Here is a 17,807-nt window from a genome sequence, read left to right on the forward strand (position 1 = left end):
CAAGCAGCGTCAAACAAAATCCGAAACTCCTACAGGAAACGTCACGGCAGATAAAGGCTGAACACCCCACCGCCCAACGGGCCGCCATTGCTGATTTCGGTGCGCCCTTCCACCCCGTTGCGCTGATGCAGCGCTGCGATGCGGTGGGCGAAATACAGGCCCAGCCCGGTGCTGCCGCTGCTGTGATTGATGCCCTGCACGTAATCGGCCTGACGCTCGAGCATCTCGGCCGGATAACCGTCGCCGTCGTCGTTGATGCTCAGCACCAGTTGTCCGGCCTCGTCGCTGACGGTAATCAGCAGCGATTCGCGGGCGTAGCGGATCGCGTTATTGATGCAATTGCCGAGCACCGAGGCGATCAGTTCGCGGTCGAAGAAACCCAGCGGACTCAACGGGTCGACTTCATACGTAGCGATGATGCCGCGGCTGGCGAAGACGTCCTGATGCGCCGCCAGTTGCGCCTCGATAAAGTCATCGAGCTCGTGATAGGCCGGTTGCAGCGGCATCTGGTTGACGCCCAGCTTGTACAGCCCGAGCAACTGCACCAGCATGCCGTTGAGGTGGGCGAACTCGAAGTCGATCACGCCCTGCTCGCTGCCTTCGCGCAGCTCCTTGGGCAAGCGCGCCAGCCACTGGCTGTGGGCCTGCATCAGCATCGCCAGAGAGTTCTTCATGTCGTGGACGGTGGAGGCAATCACCGTGGAAAAATCCAGCGCCTGCTTGTCGTGGTTCATTCGCCAAACGCCTTGCTTTTCAGCTTCTGATAACGCGCAAAGCGCGCGTCGGTGTCGGGCATCAGGCCGACCGTTTTCAGGCAGGCCCGACATTCTTCCAGCTCTGCCGACGGCACGCTCGTGTCGGTGCCGTGCAGCAGCGACTGGGCCATGTTCAGCGCGATGCTGATGTTCTTCGGTTGCAGCTTCAGCGCCTTGCGGAACACTTCGCGGGCCTCCACCAGGTTACCGGTCTTGTAGACCCGCACGCCCTGTCGGTTGAGGTCGGCCGCCGCGTTGCTGGAGCTGAGAATCGTCGGGTCATCGGTGAGCTTGGCGATGTCTTTCATAACCGCCGGGTCGTCGCCATAAATCTCCGCGCAGCTTTTGAGCATGGAAGTGCCCGCTTCGGCCTGACCAAGCATTTGCAGTTGCTTGGCAACCAGTAACGCGGCTTCCGGACTCATGAACTGTTCCATGCCGTCGAGGCGCATCAGCGCTTGTTCGGTGAGCTTGTCGGCGGTTTCGGCATCGTTGAGCAGCAGGCTGGTGGCCTTCATCAGGCGCGCGCGAATTTGCAGGCCGGGATCGCTCGGGTTCTCTTTGGCCACCGCGCTGAGGGTGGTGTTGATCTCCAGGCGTGTGCGCGTGTCGAGGCCACGATCACTGCCCTTGCTGATCAGCGCATGGGCCAGGCCCAGATTGCTTTCCGGATCCTTGAAACGCGATTGCGCACCCTGTGCCACGGCCTGACGATAAGCGCGCGAGGCGGTGTCGAAATCTTCGTTGGCCATCGCCAGTTTGCCCAGCAACGCCTGACGCCGGACCGCCAGCGGCGACAGGCGAATCGCCTCTTCCAGCACCCGTTGCGCGCCTTTGCTGTCACCTTCGGCGACCAGCACATCGGCCATGCCGTCGTACAGCGCCGGCATCATCGGAAAGACTTTCAACGCCTTTTCATAGACCGCTTTGGCCTGAGCGACCTGGCCGCGCTTGAACAGCAATTTGCCCAGCCCGGCGAAGGCCCAAGGCAGCGGACGGTCGGCAATGATGCTGTCGTAAAGACGCTCGAGCGCTTCGTTCTGATTCATGTCGCGCAATGCATCGGCGCGGTAACGCAGGCACAGCGGCGAATAACGGATGTCCTGCTTGCACAGCGCAATACAGGCATTGAGCACCTCGGCCGGCTTGCCGCGATCGAGGGCTTGCAGAATCGGTTTGAGCAACGTCTTGCGTTGCTCCAGACGCTCCAGCCGCTGGGCCAGGCCGGAACGGTTGAACGGCTTGGTCAGGTACGCGTCCGGCTCATGCTCCAACGCGCTGAGCACCATCGCCTGACTGGTCTCGGCGGTGACCATGACGAACACCGCTTCATGGCTGATGAGCTTTTCCGACATCAGGTCTTCAAGCACTTGCTGGCCGTTTTTCTTGCCGTCGCCGAGATGGAAATCCTGCAGGATGAAATCGTAGGACTTTTGCGAGCACATCTTCAGCGCCTGCTCGCCGGTGTCGGCGGTGTCGACGTCCTTGACGCCCAGTTCACGCAGCATCGAGCGCACGGAACTGCGGAAATCCGAGAAATCATCGACGATCAGAAAACGCTTTTGGTGATACGACGACATCGAAGATTTCCAGACAATTGAAGAGAAGGCAATTTCAGGCGCGCAGATGATAGCTGCCGGTAAAACGCTATCAACCATTTTTGCGCGACGCTGCAGTGACCGATCGGGTTATCGGCCGCTCAGGGCAATCTCTTGAAGATTGTTGGTGCGTTTCTGCCTTCGACAGGGTCCACCCAGAAACAGCCGGCAATCGCGCCGAGCAAACTGTGGAAGGAAAAAATCGGCAAACAGGATTATCCTGCGCAGTTACCCGTGCGATTTATGATCCACTCGCGACCTGACGTGTCGCCGTCAAAGGCTCGAAGTCATGACCTCGAAAACACCTTCCTCGCGTGCAGCGCCTGAGCGCAAAGGCGTGAGCCCCAGCCATCTGGATTTCCCGGTGGTCGGCATCGGCGCCTCTGCGGGCGGCTTGCAGGCGATCAAACTGTTTTTCGACAACATGCCCCAAGACACCGGCATGGCGTTTGTAATCATTCTGCATCTGTCTCCGGACCATCAAAGCATTGCCGACAATATCATCCAGGAATCGACGCGCATGCCGGTGGTGCAGGTGACCCAGCCCATGCCGATTGAAAAAAACCGGGTGTATGTGATTTCCCCAGCGAAGTCCTTGTCGATGAGTGATGGCTATTTACGCGTCAGCGACGCCGGCTCGCCACTGGCCCGCCACACGGCCATCGACCTGTTCTTCCGCGACCTCGCCGATGTGCACCGTGAACGGGCTTTCTGCGTGGTGCTGTCGGGCACCGGTTCCGACGGCGCGGTCGGCCTGTCGCGGATCAAGGAACAGGGCGGCGTGACGCTGGTGCAAGTGCCGGAAGACGCCGAATTCGACGGCATGCCGCGCGCCGCCATCGAAACGCGCATGGCCGACCTGGTGTTGCCGGTGGTCGACATGCCACAAAAACTCATGGAGTTGTGGCGCAATTCCCAAGTCATTAAATTGCCCTGCGCCAACGATCCGGATCTGAAAGCCTTGAAACCGGCCAACGAACACGAAGCGACCCTCGCCGAACAACGTCTGCACGATATTCTGATCCACCTGCGCAGCAGCACCGGTCACGACTTCAAACATTACAAGCGTGCGACCGTGCTGCGCCGCATCGAGCGGCGCATGCAGGTCACAGCCCAGGCCGACCTTTCGCAATACCATGCCTATCTGCAAAATACCCCGGATGAAGCCAAGGCCTTGCTCGGCGACATGCTGATCGGGGTGACCAATTTCTTCCGCGACCGCGAAGCCTTCGAAGCGCTGGAGCGCGACGTGCTGCCGCAATTGGTGCAAGCGGTGGCGGACTCCAATGACAAGGAGGAAGTACGTATCTGGTCGGCCGGTTGCTCGACGGGCGAAGAGGCCTATAGCCTGGCGATTCTGCTCGACGACCAGTTGCAGGTGCAAAGCAGCAAGGCCAACCTGCAAGTCTTCGCCACGGACATCGATGAACGCGCGATCGCCGTCGGCCGTGCCGGCCTGTATCCGCAAGCCATTGTCACCGACGTTCCGCCGACGCGCTTGCGGCATTATTTCGTCAAGGACGATGAGCATTACCGGATCCGTAAGGAAATCCGCGAAAAAGTCCTGTTCGCCAAACACAGCCTGTTATCCGATCCGCCCTTCTCGCAGATCGACCTGATTAGCTGTCGCAATCTGCTGATCTATCTGGATCGCGAAGTCCAGCGCGAAATCCTGCAATTGTTTCACTTTGCCCTGCGACCGGGTGGCTTTCTGTTTCTCGGCACCTCGGAAAGCGCTGACGCCTGCCATGAACTGTTCGCCCCGGTGGACAAACGTAATCGTATCTTCCGCGCCAGGACCGGTACGCCGAACAGCCGCCGCACCCCGACCATGCCCCGCGGCGGTTACGTGCGCAACAGCGTGACGCCTGCGCAGACCAAGCCGAGCGAACAACCCAAGCTGTCCTTCGCCGACATTCATCGACGCGCCATCGAACGTTCGGCGCCGCCGAGCATCATTGTCGACAGCAACGCCGATATCCTGCACATGAGCGAAAGCGCCGGGCGTTTTCTGCGCCATGTCGGCGGTGAATTGTCGCGCAACGTACTGACGCTGATCCTGCCGGAACTGCGCCTGGAAATTCGCACCACGCTGTTTCAGGTGCAACAGAGCAACCTCACCGTGCGCTCGCGCGAGGTGATACTCAAGCGTGAAGACCGCCAGTTCCGCGTCGATCTGATCGCGCAGCCGTACAAGGACGAAGAGTCCGACAGCGAATGCGTGCTGGTGATTTTCGAAGAAACCGAAATCGACCCCGACGAATTCGCCACCACCACGCTGCTGCAAACCGAAAGCCAGGTGCTGTCGAACCTGGAACGCGAACTGCAACGCACCAAGCTGCATCTGCAAGACACCATCGAACAATCGGAGGTTTCCAGCGAAGAGCTCAAGGCCTCCAACGAAGAAATGCAGGCGATCAACGAAGAGTTGCGCTCGGCCACCGAAGAGCTGGAGACCAGTAAGGAAGAGCTGCAATCGATCAATGAAGAGCTGCTGACGGTCAATTACGAGCTCAAGACCAAGGTCGAAGAAACCGACAAGATTAACGATTACCTGACCAACCTGATCGCCTCCACCGACATCGCCACGGTGTTTGTCGACCGCAGCATGCGCATCAAGTGGTTCACCCCGCGGGCCACGGATATTTTCAGCATGCTGCCGGTGGACACCGGGCGCTCGCTGCTCGATATCACCCATCGGCTCAACTACGCCAACCTGGCCGAAGACGCGGCGCAGGTGTTCGAGTCGCTGAGCATGATCGAACGCGAGGTCAACAGCACTGATAACCGCTGGTACATCGCCCGCCTGCTGCCGTATCGCTCCAGCGAAGACCATATCGATGGCACCGTGCTGACCTTCATCGACATCACCAAACGCCGCGCCGCCGAGGAAGAACTGCGCCTGGGCGAAGAGCGCATGCGCCTGGTCGCCGAGAGCACCCGCGACTACGCGATCATCATTCTTGACGAATTAGGCGTGATTACCAGCTGGAACAAAGGCGCCGAGCTGATTTTCGGCTACAGCAAGGCCGAGGCCGAGGGCGCGTTTTACGATTTCATTTTCACCTCTGAAGACCGCGCCGCCGGCATGCCTGAATGCGAGCTGTCCACGGCCCGGGCGCAAGGGCGCGCCGAAGACGAGCGCTGGCATCAGCGCAAGGATGGCAGCCGCTTCTTCTGCAGCGGCGAAGTCACCCTGCTCAGTGGCGATTACCTGCAAGGCTACGTCAAGATCGCCCGCGACCTGACCGGGCACAAACGCCAGCAGGACGAGCAGAGCAAGGAACTGTTGCAGACGCGCAACAGCATTTCCCTGCGCGATGAATTCTTCGCGGTGATGTCCCACGAACTCAAGCATCCATTGAATCTGATTCAGCTCAACGCCGAGCTGTTGCGTCGCCTGCCGATGATTCGCACAGCTGGGCCGGCGACCAAGGCCGTCAATACCATCTGTGACGCAGTCAACAGCCAGGCACGGATCATCGATGATTTGCTCGACGTGGCGCGCGTGCGCACCGGCAAGCTCAAACTGCAAATGACTCACGTCGATCTCAGCGCCGTGCTGCGCGACATTCATACCGTGGTGCTGAACGAGCAGCACGCCACGCGAGTCGAGCTGCAATTGCCGACAGAGCCGCTGATCATCCATGCCGACCCGACCCGGGTGGAACAGATCATCTGGAACCTGATGAACAACGCGCTGAAGTTCACCCCCCCGACCGGGCGCATCGAACTGATCGCCAGCAAGGCCGGGCACATGGCAAAACTGGCGATCAAGGACAACGGCGTCGGCATCGCGGCCGACAACCTCGAACATGTTTTCGACCTGTTCGGCCAGGCGGAGAAGCAACACACCCATCATCAGCGTCAAGGGCTAGGCATCGGTTTGTCATTGGTGCGGCAACTGACCGAGGCGCAACACGGCACGGTTCTGGTGAGCTCGCCGGGACTGGGCGCCGGCTGCACCTTCACCGTGTGCCTGCCGTTGGCGCAGAACATCGAAACCGCCGAGGCACCGCAGATCGAACCGGCATCCGGCAAGCTCGACGGCCTAAAGATCCTGCTGGTGGATGATTCGCCGCAAGTACTCGACACTCTGAAAATGCTGCTGGAAATGGAAGACGCCACGGTCACGGCGTTCGATCATCCGGTGGCAGCTTTGAAAGCAGCCGAAAACACCCGATTCGACCTGATCATTTCCGACCTGGGCATGCCGGTGATGAGCGGCTATGAGCTGATGGACGCGCTGCGCAAATTACCAATGGTGAAAAACGTCCCGGCCATCGCCCTGACAGGCTACGGCACCCAAAGCGATGTGCAGAAATCCCGCGAAGCCGGGTTCAATCAGCACTTGGGCAAACCGGTGGCCTACGATGACCTGATAGAGGCCATCGACGCCCTGCGCCGCTCGCAGTTGTTATAAATGCAAAAAGCCCCGCCGCAAAGGAATTGCGGGGGGGCTTTCCGGTGTTGAAGGGTGGTGTCCCAGGCGGGGTTCGAACCTGCAACCTTCCCCTAGGAGGGCTATCCAAACCCCAACAAACACTAGCCAAACCCCGTATTTACTGGGTGCAAACCGGTGGGCCACCGGATCAGCCCGTTATCTTATTTGACTACTCGACCAGCCGGGCGCAGGAGGTTCCGTCGCGCCTGCCGAAGGTTATCGCGGCTATCTGATGACCGACGATTACGCTGGTTATAACGCCTTGGGCGCGCAAGCTGGTGTCGAACGTTTAGGCTGCTGGGTACATGCGCGACGTAAGTTTGTCGAGGCGCAAAAAGTGCAACCCAAGGGCAAACCTGGGCGTGCTGATATAGCCCTGAGTCTGATCAACAAGTTGTACGGTATCGAGCGGGATTTAAAAGACGTCGGCGATAAACATCGCCATGAAGGTCGACAGCAAAACAGCCTGCCGGTCTTGGCGCAGTTACACGCCTGGCTGTAGAAAACGCAGCCTCAGGTGACGGCGCAAAACGCGCTGGGAAAGCCATCAGTTATCTAGCCAGCAACTGGATCAAGTTGGTGCGCTACACCGAAGCCGGCTACTTGCCGATTGACAACAATGCGGCAGAGCGCGCGATTAGACCCTTCGTAATCGGGCGCAAGAATTGGCTGTTCAGCGACACGCCCAAAGGCGCGATGGCCAGCGCTCAACTTTACAGTTTGGTCGAGACGGCTAAAGCCAACGGCCAAGAGCCCTATGCGTGGCTGCGCCACGCACTTGAGCGCCTGCCACAAGCCTCGAGCGTAGAAGACTTCGAGGCCTTGCTCCCGTGGAACTGCAAGCCGAAAATTTCAAGATAGCCATAGATCCCCCCCTTAAAATGTGGGGTTCATGGAGCGCTTACAAAAAACTCGTGATAGCCATTTGCTTTCCTGCGCTCCATGAGTGAAATTCCCAACGTCTAATAACAATCGAGGGACTCCGATGAAAATCCGCACTCAGCATCAAACACTCGGCGCAGCACTGATGCAAATTGCCGAGCATGAGCGATTCACTGCGATCAACCCCCTAAGAATCCGTGGGGAAAAGGTGACTAACGCATTCCTGATAAATGACAACACCTGTATTTTTCTGAAGTACGGAAGCGAGCCTAAGCCGACAGGGGAATATTAGTTCACGTTCACTACCGAGCAGATGGGATACATTGAGGACGCCGAAGAGCACTACCGCCACGTGTTCGTGTGTTTGGTATGCGTCGAGGAGCAGGAAGTATGTGGTCTTGAAGCCGCTGAGCTGCATCGAATGGTCACAGCGCGACAGGATAGTGCGGAGGCGGATGAAGAATCTTATCAAGTGCTCATTACCGCTCCGGAAGGCCGGAGTCTGAGAGCTTATACAAATGCCGCTGGCCGGCGCGGCGTTCCAGCGATCGAGCCAATAGTCATTCCCCGTAACCGCTTCCCTGGCTTTTTGTTTGAATAACTGAGCATCCCTCCCTAGGCCCTGACAGCAGGCTAGAGCAGGCGCACTCAATTGTGATCCTGACTCCACCTTTGAGCCTTCCAGACCAAAGTGGCACTTACTCACTTTCCTGGTCGCGCCCCCCCCGAGGTTCTCGGTAGTTCGAAACCCCTCATATCCGGGGTGTTCCCCCGCTGGGGGAAGATGTGCTCAAAACTGAGCGCATCGCGTACGCGACACGTTTTCATAATTCGCAAAACGTGTCGCGGCACATGCCGTACCGAAATGGGAGGTCAGGTCCAGCCCCCAAGGGGGGTGGATCGCTCAACTTCCCCCATTGGGGGTGTTCCTCAAGTTGAGAAAGTCCCGCCACTCCACGGCAATTTCCCAACCTTCATTGCAGGATGAATGACTGGGCTGAAAGTTCAGCCGTGTATCACTTTGGTTGTCGCCAACTTATTGCAACAAAAACTCTCCCTTCTCGACCAGCAAAACCAACTATTTCAGTCCCATTCCGTCCTGTTACGCGTAGCACATTAGGTACACCTAAAAAACACTGTATATAAAATCAGTTCATGCCTAATGTGGATTTGAAGCTTATTCAAATCCACTCGAGCCCATCCCATGAACACAACCAAGACCGCTCGAGGTCGACAACACAAACCGACTCGCTCAGAGGTAGCCGCGGCGTGGGGTCGCCTGCGCGACGCTGCCAGCGAAGGAAGCATCCAGGCATCCGCCCTCTTCATCGCGCTTGCGGAAAACAAACCGGTCATTGCCATGGAATCGCCCGCCGCATGACTGAGCGCGACAAGAGCTGGAAATGGAAGCCCGGGCGGTCAGGCAACCCAGGTGGGCGCTCCGGGCAAACACAGGAGCTTCGCGCACGACTTGCCGAGGGTGCGGACGCAGTTACAAAGAAGGTGCTCGCGGCTGCCAAGAAGGGCGATATGCAAGCCTGCAGACTGATCCTTGAACGCCTTATCCCGCCAATCAAACCGACCTCCGAGCCGGGGCAATTTGAACTCGATGATACGGACCTACCGAGCGCAGCCAAATCAATCATGAGTGCCGTTGCCGGCGGACAACTCGCGCCCGACCAAGGCAAATCGCTCATCGAAGGCTTGGGCGCCGTCGCCCGAGTGATCGAGGTCGCAGAGCTTCAAAAGGCCGTCGAAGAACTCCGAACGCAAATGGAGGGAATGCAGCAATGAGCATCAAGTCATTGAAAGCAGAACTGCAAAGGATCGCCCAGGAGATCCGGATAGTCCTGGTGATAGCTGGCAGCAAGCGCGCGGGCCTATTTCAAACTGTCTCGGCGTGGTTTTGATTGCCATGAGCTCAATAACAAACGGCGCGACACTGGCACGTGGCATTGCGCTAGCGGCCGGCGGCGTTATTCAGATGCTCAGGCCACAGGCTACTGGTCTCAAGCAAAGCTCATTTCCGGAAAACTCCCCGCCCTATGCCTTCGGCAGCGCCAAGAACACCACGGCCAGCGGAAACCCGGTGCAGATCTGCATCGGCGAACGCAGGTGGGGCGGGATTATTATCTCCGCCTCTATACATGCTGAAGACAAAACTTAAGTTGACCGGCGCCAATTATTAACTACATTTACTAGGCACCAGCATTAAAAAGAGCGAGAAGCCGACTAAAATAATCTTTATCAGATACACCTATTTCGCTTCTCAAACGCTCCACTAGTTTTTCAACATCCTGTTCATTGCAGCTCTCCATACTCTGATAAAGTTCCAGCGCATGAGCTAAGGCCTCGTCAGTTCGGCGCTCCTCAGCTAGGCGAAAATCCTCAAGTATTTGAGCGCTTCGCTGAGGGCCAACCTTACGACTAGCAGCGGCAATTTCTTTTGACATAAGTTCAAGCGGCGTTCTTTCGATACCGGCTATAGAGTCAAAATACTCGACAGCTCCAGAGTCGATAATCCGAACCTGAGGAGCGACATGCAACAAAAAAGAAGGCACCTGTGCGATACCAGGGTTCACGATTTCCATCGATCTTTTTGACGAAAACTCCAGCCACCCTTTAAGCACCTCATTTACATGATGATCACCGAACCCATAACCTACGCAGACCAAGTTAGTTAAAAAATTTATATTCGCTCTAAAGTGATTCAGCATTGACTTTGGCAGGACCTGAGAACCATGCTCATGAAACTTACGAGCACCGGAAAGCAAGCTCCGGCGTAAGAACTGCATTTCTCCATCTGAATCCGCGTAGGCGATTTCATTTAAAGCTCTCGCTATACCACCTGGAGCGCCTGACGCTAGATACACCAGTTCCTCATTTGCGGCCTTCAGAACAGAGATCACAGCCTCTGGCGTTTCTTCGTCAGGGACTAGCTTCAACAAATCATTACCATCGTTGAATGCGAACAAATCAAGAGCGCCATGAAGTTTCAATAAGTAAATCCCCTTCTCACCAGGATTTGGAAAATTCATCGCGCCATGATCAAGCGTCTGCTGATCGATAGTCTCGACTTTTATGTACCCTATTACTTCCCCTTCACCATTTCGGCGAGGCAACTTCATATCGCTGGAATTCAACCCTGAGAACAGAGGGATAGAAAATTTCTTTGCGAGCATTTCAATGATCGAATCGTGATTTAGGGAAAAAACCCATAAAGGCGTGTTTTCTTCGTACAGGTGCACAACCCCCCTATACAACTCCAAATTCTTAACAATAAAATCAGCACCCTTTACGTGCTTAAAGTAAAGCGTGAAATAAATCATTTGTACAAGCCATGCATACAGCGAGTGATAATCAGAAGACAAGGATCGCTGCCTTCTAGATTGAACTTCCAGATAGCCCAAGATACTTTCATAGTGCAAATCATCTCTTGACAAGACAGATATAAAGTCCTCTATAACTTCGTCCGGATGACCACCGCCTTCCTCTCTCCAACCGGCGTTAAAGAGCTTTAGCTTTTCAACTGTTAACCAGTTTTTTAGCTCTGTCGTAAGTTCCCAAACAAGAGGCATACTAACGTTATAGGAGGCTCCCGCGCCGAGAAACAATCCTGTTAATTTTCGCTCCATCACTCCTCCCAATTACTAAGTTCAACGTCAGCCCGCCAAGGCCTGCAAAGGCACAGGTAGTATCTAGGATCGAAGCTCAGGTTCCGAGCATGGTTTTTGCGTATGCCTGAGCTGATACACACAAATTCGGCTTTATTGCCCTCCTCGCTTGATAAGTAACACTCAAAGTGCAACGGTATTAGTAGAACACCTTAACTGATACGGACAGCACATTATGTTTATCCGGGCATCGCTCGAGCAATTCGCCACCGACCACAACAAGGTGATCGCGAGCATGTACCTAGAGAACGCCAGCGGCGCGTCGGCAGATCGGCCTGAGCTGCTGCGCCTGCTCAAAGATGCGCGAAAGGGCGACGTCCTACTGGTGGAGTCGATAGACCGCCTCTCACGCCTTCCTGTGGAGGATTGGCAAAAGCTCAAGGCCGCGATCGACTCCAAGGGCTTGCGCATTGTCGCTCTCGACTTGCCGACAAGCCACCAAGGAATGCAGGACACAAAGGGGGACGAGTTCACCGGGCGGATGTTGGGCGCCATCAACTCAATGCTAGTGGAGATGATGGCGGCGATTGCACGCAAGGATTACGAGCAGCGGCGCGAACGACAGGCCCAGGGCATCGAAAAAGCAAAAGCCGCAGGCAAAGTACCAAGGGCGACCAGTCGATCAGGATCTGCACAAGCGCGTTTCTGAACTGCTCTACGCCGGCCTGGGTATTCGCGCCACGGCTAGGCACGCTAACTACTCAACAACTACGGTGCTTAGGATAAAACACTCAGTATTGACTCAGCCTGCCCGGATAGAGCCCATCTGAGACAGAACGGCGTAAGAGAACACCAGCCTATCGTTTACGCTACCTCTACTAGAACTTTCTATCTTCTCGATCTTAGCAGCCATAAAAAATCCATTTGTATTTTTGAAGACGACTACTTCACCGATCATAGGGGTGCGTGTACGAGAGGAGAAATCACAGCTCTGTGGATTAACGACTTCTCGAGCTTCCTTCGCACCTCTCGCAATCGCCACGCCAGCAATGTTGTGAGGATCGCTGTAGACGTGAATCGAGGTGCTAGAAGCGCTGCTCCATTTAGTGAGGAAGTCTAGCTTCCCAAAGCCGCATAAAAATTCGCCATTGTTGTTGGAGTAGTCGAAATCTACGACCCCCTCCAGATCTGATGACGCAAAACCGGATAAACCTGCAACCAATTTTTCCAGGCCGTCGGTAGCCACTGGTGCCAAAGCCTGTGATTTGCTTTCTTTCATAGAACGAATAGCTGCGGCAGCGACTGTCGAGGGCGAAAGGCTTTGAAACGGACTCTGGCCGCGCACAGGACGCCGATTTATTCGCTGATCATAGATATCAAGGATCAAATCAGCATAGCTCTGCTCAAATTCAGGATCATTCCGGAAATCGACATACACTTTAGAAGTGAGAAATATCGGCACGCTATCCCCATCTATGACAGGTACACGGACGAGCGGGATGATTTTCTCCAGCTTTACATTTCTCATGAGCTGTGCGGTGAGAATCATTGCTTCGTATCCAACCCCTCCCTTGCCTGAGTCGGCTTTGGAGACATAGGTAGGTGTGCAAACGGCAATCACTTTATCCGCGGATGCCATGGAGTGCATGAAGCGCGGAAGATCCCCTCCGGATGGAAGATCCCATTGATCAAGAATGACGTGAATTCCGTCAAACTCAAGCCGTCTAGCGAGGACCTCAACCCATTCCTTATGATCTCGGCTGTCGTGCGAATATGAGATGAAGACGCTAACTAACGGTGATCCTTCGGAAGCATTTGGCATAAGCAACCTCTAAAGATCAAGAGCGACTTTGATCACCAATTGCACCCACCATGCACCCACAGAAGCTAAGAGATGGTGAGGAGAACGACGGGAAGCTTCGAATTATATGGTGTCCCAGGCGGGGTTCGAACCTGCAACCTTCCCCTTAGGAGGGGGATGCTCTATCCAATTGAGCTACTGAGACACGGGCGCAGCGCGCATGGAACGTGGCGCGACAGACGGCGTGCATGTTAACGGCAGGGCCTGATTTTGTCATGTCGTCCGTAGGGCTTTTTAAGTGTAGGCAGGCGCCCTGCAATCCTGCGGGAAGATTTACCCGTGCAATTTGCACTGCCGCAGAAGGCCATCAATGCAGATTGCAACCCGACGCCGGCTAGAAAACCTTTCAAATGCTTGTTTTTAAAGGACTTCAGAGCGGTTAGACTGTTGGCACGACGGCTGCTTTGCCTGTTCTCATAAAGAACATCGGGGTGCGCTCATGAACATTAGCCTCTTGCTTGCCAACGCAATTGCTCTGGCGATTCTGCTGGGCTTTCATTTTGTTCCCGAGACAACCGAACCTCTGGCCAAGCGTGTGCCGCATTATTTACAGGTGCAGAAGGCGCCGCAGTGGGCGGTATTGAGCGATCGGGGCAACTCAACCGCTCAAGTGGTCAGCGAGTCCGAGCATGCCTCGACTCAAACGACCGAACGTCTGGTTTTTTGAAACATCTTCAGGAGTACAGCATGTCCAAATCAGCCGCAGGATTTCTGATCCTCGCCTTATTGAGTGGCGTCATGCATTTTGCGCTGTTCGAGGACACCGAAATCACCTTGCCGCTGGTTGGCTGTGGCGTGTTTGCGGTGTTGTTCGTGCTGGCGCTGGTGGCCGGGCGCAAAATCAAGTTCGATCCGGTCCTGCGCTAAGCCGGATCAAGTCCAGCAACTGCTTGACGGCGTCTGCCAGATCGCCGGAATTATCAATCAAATGCACCGGTGTATCCGTTGCTCTGCGGTCCCTGAACAGCGCATTGCGCGCTAGCCGCGCATCGATTTGCTCCGGGGTCTCGCGGCCACGCCGACGCAGGCGCTCACGTAACACCTCATCCCTGACAGTCAGCAGAATTGGCACAAGGGTCGGATAACGCTCCATCGCCTGCCGCAGGTTTGCGCGTGAGCCATTGACCAAGACGTGACAGCCGGTTTTTAACCGTTCATCCATTTCTACCGGAATGCCATAAGACAGACTGTTGGCTTCCCAGGCCAAGGAAAATTCACCCGCATCCTGACGGCGCAGAAACTCTTCCGGGCTCACCCCAACCGCCTCTTCGCCAACCGACTCCGCTGACCGGGTAATGACCCGGCGCATCACTTGGCAACCCAACGCCCCCAGTGGCTCACGCGCCGCGTCAATCAGGCTGTCTTTGCCTGAACCAGAAGGCCCCATCAGATAAATAACTTTGCCATCCATCCTGAAAACGCCTTCTGACGCGTGTCCGCCCTAGTAAATCGGCAAATTGCCACTATCCTGTACAAGTGAACAGACAGGACAGAAGGCCGCATAGCATGCACGTTCTGGCGCCTTTGGGCATCCATTGATGTGCAGCACGAAGCGATCAGCGACACGGACTCAGCGAAACTTTCAAACCAGTCCGCATTTCTGATGATTGGTGCTGGCATTACGCCTTTACCCAGCTCAATATTTGTCACAGAATTGACGCCAATGATCTGGCAATTTTGAGGCATGATGCGCGCCTCTTAACAATTCAGGTTGAACCATTTGGCGCGGATGCTTGTCCTACCACACATCCTGCGGCCAATTCCGAGAACCGCTCCCCTGAACTAACCGGTTAAATATATGCGCCCAATGAAACAGGCAATTTATTCCAGCCGTACGGCTGACAAGTTTGTCGTACGTCTGCCAGACGGAATGCGTGAGCGCATTGCCGAAGTGGCTCGCAATCACCATCGCAGCATGAACTCCGAAATCATTGCGCGCCTTGAGCAGAGTCTTATTCAGGAAGGCGCACTGGGCGAAGAGCTGAGCATGCGTCTGGACAGCCCGGAGCTGTCGTTGCACGAGCGCGAGCTGCTGCAACGTTTCCGCCAGCTGTCTCACCGTCAGCAAAATGCGTTGGTGTCCTTGATCGCCCACGACGCCGAAATGGCCGCAGACGCGTCCTGAGCTGTACAGAACACCTCAAAGCCAGCATGATTGCTGGCTTTTTTTTGCCTGCGATTTGGCGCGCAAACCACAATCCCCTCGCCACAGGTAATCACCACCAATCGAATGGGCACAAAAAAAAGCCCGTCGTGTTGACGGGCTTTTTCATTGCGGCAAGTCAGAGCAGGAAGATTGTCGCCAGGCCCAGGAAGATAAAGAAGCCGCCACTGTCGGTCATCGCGGTGATCATCACACTGGCGCCCATGGCCGGATCGCGCCCCATCTTCGCCAAGGTCATCGGGATCAACACGCCCATCAGCGCCGCCAGCAACAGGTTGAGCGTCATCGCCGCAGTCATCACCACGCCCAACGACCAGCTGCCGTACAGCAGATAGGCGACGACACCAATCACTCCGCCCCAGACCAGACCATTGATCAAGCCGACCGCCAGCTCCTTGCGCATCAAGCGCGACGTATTGCCGGTGCTGACCTGATCGAGTGCCATCGCGCGCACGATCATGGTGATCGTCTGGTTACCCGAGTTGCCACCGATACCCGCCACGATGGGCATCAGCGCGGCGAGCGCCACCAGCTTCTCGATCGAGCCTTCGAACAGACCGATCACCCGAGAGGCGACAAATGCCGTGATCAAGTTGACTGCCAGCCAGGCCCAACGGTTGCGCAGGGATTTCCACACCGACGCGAAAATGTCTTCCTCTTCACGCAGACCCGCCATGTTGAGGACTTCGCTTTCGCTCTCCTCACGAATCAGGTCGACCATTTCGTCGATGGTCAGACGGCCGATCAGCTTGCCGTTCTTGTCGACCACCGGGGCCGAGATCAAGTCATAACGTTCGAACGCCTGAGCGGCGTCGTAGGCGTCTTCGTCAGGATGGAAACTCACCGGATCGCTGGCCATCACTTCGGCGACCTGCTTGTCCGGATCGTTGACCAGCAAACGCTTGATCGGCAGAACACCTTTGAGCACGCCGTCGTAGTCGACCACAAACAATTTGTCGGTGTGCCCCGGCAGTTCTTTGAGACGACGCAGGTAACGCAGCACCACCTCGAGACTGACGTCCTCACGGATAGTCACCATCTCGAAGTCCATCAGCGCACCGACCTGGTCCTCGTCGTAGGAGAGTGCCGAGCGGACACGCTCGCGCTGCTGATTATCCAAGCTCTCCATCAGCTCATGGACGACGTCTCGCGGCAGCTCGGAGGCCAGGTCAGCGAGTTCGTCGGCATCCATGTCCTTGGCCGCAGCCAGGAGCTCGTGATCGTCCATGTCGGCGATCAGCGTTTCCCGAACGGAATCGGATACCTCAAGCAAAATATCGCCGTCGCGGTCAGCCTTGACCAGTTGCCAGAGCGTCAGGCGATCGTCCAGCGGTAAGGCTTCGAGAATGTAGGCGACGTCGGCGGAGTGCAAATCGTCGAGCTTGCGCTGCAACTCGACGAGATTTTGCCGGTGGACCAGGTTTTCGACCCGGTCGTGATGCGGGCCTTCCTGGCGATGAGTCAGGTCTTCAACAACACGCTGACGCTGCAGCAGCTCAACGACTTGAGCCAGGCGATCCTGCAGGCTTTCCTGTGTTTTCTTTACTTCGATTTCGGACATAGGCGAACTCCACTCCCAGCAGCGGGGCACGCCGGAAGGATCAATCAGTCAATTCATGATTGGTAAAACGGGGTACTGAATATCTACTGGGTAAGTCCATGGAAGTTTTCCACAAGCCCCGGCGGGGCTGACGGGCGCAATGATACACGCCTGACGGTTTAAAACGTTAAAAAATCACGGCTGAAACAAGCGCTTGCACAACAAACCTGAGCGCCTTCCTGATCGGTGCAAATGCGACGACTCATCCTGAAAAGAAAACACACCGGCAATGGAAAAAGTAGCGACTACCCTTGAGCGTAGATCGTCATGGAGGACATCCAATGCCATCAAAATCAGCACTTATCCTATTGACCGCCCTTCTCCACACCACGCCTTCCACAGCCACCACACTTCATCGTTGCCAAGCGTCTGACGGCAGCGTCACCTTTACTTCGATGAGCTGCGCAGCCGGCGAGCAGCTTTCTCTTCAGCAGGTTCATCCTTATTCACCCGGCTGGGTCGCGATCATGCCGGAGTTCAATCACGAAGCCGTGACAGGCATGAAAGACAGGGGGCGCGAACCGGGCATCATCGGCGGCGCCGAACATAAATGTGGAAACCTGATCGATAGCAGCCAGCGGCGTGAAGCGATCATCAACCAGCAGGTCATTGCCGGCATGAGCCAGCGGGACGTCGAAAGTGCGCTGGGCAAGCCGGACAAGATCAATACGCGCACATCAACCACAAGCTATCGTTACGACCTCAAGCGAGGCCGCAGTGCTCAAATTGATTTTGATGAAAGAGGCTGCGTGAAAGGAAAAGCCAAATCCCGGACAGCAAAAAGCCCGCGTTAAACGCGGGCTTTTCGGTATATGGTGCACTCGACAGGATTCGAACCTGTGACCGCTCGGTTCGTAGCCGAGTACTCTATCCAGCTGAGCTACGAGTG

12 protein-coding genes, 1 tRNA gene and 3 pseudogenes are annotated in these 17,807 nt (G+C 56.0%); 9 read left to right on the forward strand and 7 right to left on the reverse strand.

Annotated features, from left to right (window positions below):
- Positions 1 to 41 precede the first annotated feature (41 nt).
- Both HU743_RS25830 and HU743_RS25835 read right to left on the reverse strand, forming a co-directional pair.
- On the reverse strand, positions 42 to 734 hold the full coding sequence (locus HU743_RS25830) for a HAMP domain-containing sensor histidine kinase (RefSeq protein ID WP_186552335.1): 693 nt from the start codon (positions 732 to 734) through the stop codon (positions 42 to 44).
- Positions 731 to 2,335, reverse strand: coding sequence for a tetratricopeptide repeat-containing response regulator (locus HU743_RS25835; protein ID WP_186623691.1), 1,605 nt, complete (start codon positions 2,333 to 2,335; stop codon positions 731 to 733). Before HU743_RS25835 ends, HU743_RS25830 begins: the two co-directional genes overlap by 4 nt.
- 307 nt (positions 2,336 to 2,642) lie before the next feature.
- Here HU743_RS25835 and HU743_RS25840 point away from each other — a divergent pair, with 307 nt between their 5' ends.
- The 4 genes and pseudogenes from HU743_RS25840 to HU743_RS25855 all read left to right on the forward strand — a co-directional run.
- Complete coding sequence (locus tag HU743_RS25840; RefSeq protein WP_186652097.1) at positions 2,643 to 6,776, forward strand: CheR family methyltransferase; 4,134 nt, start codon at positions 2,643 to 2,645, stop codon at positions 6,774 to 6,776.
- 143 nt (positions 6,777 to 6,919) lie between these two features.
- A pseudogene (locus HU743_RS27395) lies at positions 6,920 to 7,658 on the forward strand (IS66 family transposase); the annotation flags it as partial.
- Positions 7,659 to 9,056: 1,398 nt separating this feature from the next.
- A complete protein-coding gene (locus HU743_RS25850) occupies positions 9,057 to 9,473 on the forward strand; it encodes a DUF5681 domain-containing protein (protein ID WP_186652099.1) in 417 nt (138 codons plus the stop codon).
- 35 nt (positions 9,474 to 9,508) lie between these two features.
- Positions 9,509 to 9,846, forward strand: a pseudogene (locus HU743_RS25855) (tail assembly protein); the annotation flags it as partial.
- Between the two features lie 31 nt (positions 9,847 to 9,877).
- Here HU743_RS25855 and HU743_RS25860 read toward each other — a convergent pair.
- Complete coding sequence (locus HU743_RS25860; protein ID WP_186652101.1) at positions 9,878 to 11,314, reverse strand: hypothetical protein; 1,437 nt, start codon at positions 11,312 to 11,314, stop codon at positions 9,878 to 9,880.
- A gap of 214 nt (positions 11,315 to 11,528) precedes the next feature.
- Here HU743_RS25860 and HU743_RS25865 point away from each other — a divergent pair.
- A pseudogene (locus HU743_RS25865) lies at positions 11,529 to 12,123 on the forward strand (recombinase family protein).
- Here HU743_RS25865 and HU743_RS25870 read toward each other — a convergent pair.
- Both HU743_RS25870 and HU743_RS25875 read right to left on the reverse strand, forming a co-directional pair.
- On the reverse strand, positions 12,096 to 13,115 hold the full coding sequence (locus HU743_RS25870; protein WP_186652103.1) for a toll/interleukin-1 receptor domain-containing protein: 1,020 nt from the start codon (positions 13,113 to 13,115) through the stop codon (positions 12,096 to 12,098). The pseudogene HU743_RS25865 and the gene HU743_RS25870 sit on opposite strands and share 28 nt — an antisense overlap.
- A 107-nt stretch (positions 13,116 to 13,222) precedes the next feature.
- Positions 13,223 to 13,299: transfer RNA gene (locus HU743_RS25875), tRNA-Arg, on the reverse strand.
- 294 nt (positions 13,300 to 13,593) lie between these two features.
- Between HU743_RS25875 and HU743_RS25880 the strand changes: the two genes are divergently transcribed.
- Both HU743_RS25880 and HU743_RS25885 read left to right on the forward strand, forming a co-directional pair.
- Positions 13,594 to 13,821, forward strand: a complete 228-nt coding sequence (locus HU743_RS25880) for a hypothetical protein (protein WP_186652105.1) — start codon at positions 13,594 to 13,596, stop codon at positions 13,819 to 13,821.
- 20 nt (positions 13,822 to 13,841) lie between these two features.
- Positions 13,842 to 14,021, forward strand: coding sequence for a PA3371 family protein (locus HU743_RS25885; protein WP_186552340.1), 180 nt, complete (start codon positions 13,842 to 13,844; stop codon positions 14,019 to 14,021).
- On the opposite strand, the gene phnN is transcribed toward HU743_RS25885, so the two are convergent.
- Positions 13,996 to 14,565 (reverse strand): phosphonate metabolism protein/1,5-bisphosphokinase (PRPP-forming) PhnN, encoded by a 570-nt coding sequence (gene phnN / locus HU743_RS25890; RefSeq protein ID WP_186652107.1) that lies wholly within the window; start codon positions 14,563 to 14,565, stop codon positions 13,996 to 13,998. The two genes, HU743_RS25885 and phnN, sit on opposite strands and share 26 nt — an antisense overlap.
- Positions 14,566 to 14,952: 387 nt before the next feature.
- Between phnN and HU743_RS25895 the strand changes: the two genes are divergently transcribed.
- Positions 14,953 to 15,279, forward strand: coding sequence for an Arc family DNA-binding protein (locus HU743_RS25895; RefSeq protein WP_010226671.1), 327 nt, complete (start codon positions 14,953 to 14,955; stop codon positions 15,277 to 15,279).
- Between the two features lie 157 nt (positions 15,280 to 15,436).
- Here the strand turns inward: HU743_RS25895 and mgtE are convergent, their stop codons facing one another.
- A complete protein-coding gene (gene mgtE, locus HU743_RS25900) occupies positions 15,437 to 16,879 on the reverse strand; it encodes a magnesium transporter (RefSeq protein WP_186529805.1) in 1,443 nt (480 codons plus the stop codon).
- Between the two features lie 320 nt (positions 16,880 to 17,199).
- Between mgtE and HU743_RS25905 the strand changes: the two genes are divergently transcribed.
- A complete protein-coding gene (locus tag HU743_RS25905; RefSeq protein WP_186652109.1) occupies positions 17,200 to 17,712 on the forward strand; it encodes a cell envelope protein SmpA in 513 nt (170 codons plus the stop codon).
- Positions 17,713 to 17,807: the final 95 nt, after the last annotated feature.

It is taken from the genome of Pseudomonas sp. SWRI99, assembly GCF_014270125.1.
GTDB classification, from domain to species: Bacteria; Pseudomonadota; Gammaproteobacteria; order Pseudomonadales; family Pseudomonadaceae; genus Aquipseudomonas; species Aquipseudomonas hamedanensis.

Bases quoted from the DNA above. Each gene is read 5' to 3' on its own strand.
- HU743_RS25860 (WP_186652101.1), bottom strand. From the start codon at position 11,314: ATGGAGCGAAAATTAACAGGATTGTTTCTCGGCGCGGGAGCCTCCTAT.
- HU743_RS25880 (WP_186652105.1), top strand. From the start codon at position 13,594: ATGAACATTAGCCTCTTGCTTGCCAACGCAATTGCTCTGGCGATTCTG.
- phnN (WP_186652107.1), bottom strand. From the start codon at position 14,565: ATGGATGGCAAAGTTATTTATCTGATGGGGCCTTCTGGTTCAGGCAAA.
- HU743_RS25850 (WP_186652099.1), top strand. From the start codon at position 9,057: ATGACTGAGCGCGACAAGAGCTGGAAATGGAAGCCCGGGCGGTCAGGC.
- HU743_RS25870 (WP_186652103.1), bottom strand. From the start codon at position 13,115: ATGCCAAATGCTTCCGAAGGATCACCGTTAGTTAGCGTCTTCATCTCA.
- HU743_RS25895 (WP_010226671.1), top strand. From the start codon at position 14,953: ATGCGCCCAATGAAACAGGCAATTTATTCCAGCCGTACGGCTGACAAG.
- mgtE (WP_186529805.1), bottom strand. From the start codon at position 16,879: ATGTCCGAAATCGAAGTAAAGAAAACACAGGAAAGCCTGCAGGATCGC.
- HU743_RS25885 (WP_186552340.1), top strand. From the start codon at position 13,842: ATGTCCAAATCAGCCGCAGGATTTCTGATCCTCGCCTTATTGAGTGGC.
- HU743_RS25830 (WP_186552335.1), bottom strand. From the start codon at position 734: ATGAACCACGACAAGCAGGCGCTGGATTTTTCCACGGTGATTGCCTCC.
- HU743_RS25835 (WP_186623691.1), bottom strand. From the start codon at position 2,335: ATGTCGTCGTATCACCAAAAGCGTTTTCTGATCGTCGATGATTTCTCG.
- HU743_RS25905 (WP_186652109.1), top strand. From the start codon at position 17,200: ATGCCATCAAAATCAGCACTTATCCTATTGACCGCCCTTCTCCACACC.
- HU743_RS25840 (WP_186652097.1), top strand. From the start codon at position 2,643: ATGACCTCGAAAACACCTTCCTCGCGTGCAGCGCCTGAGCGCAAAGGC.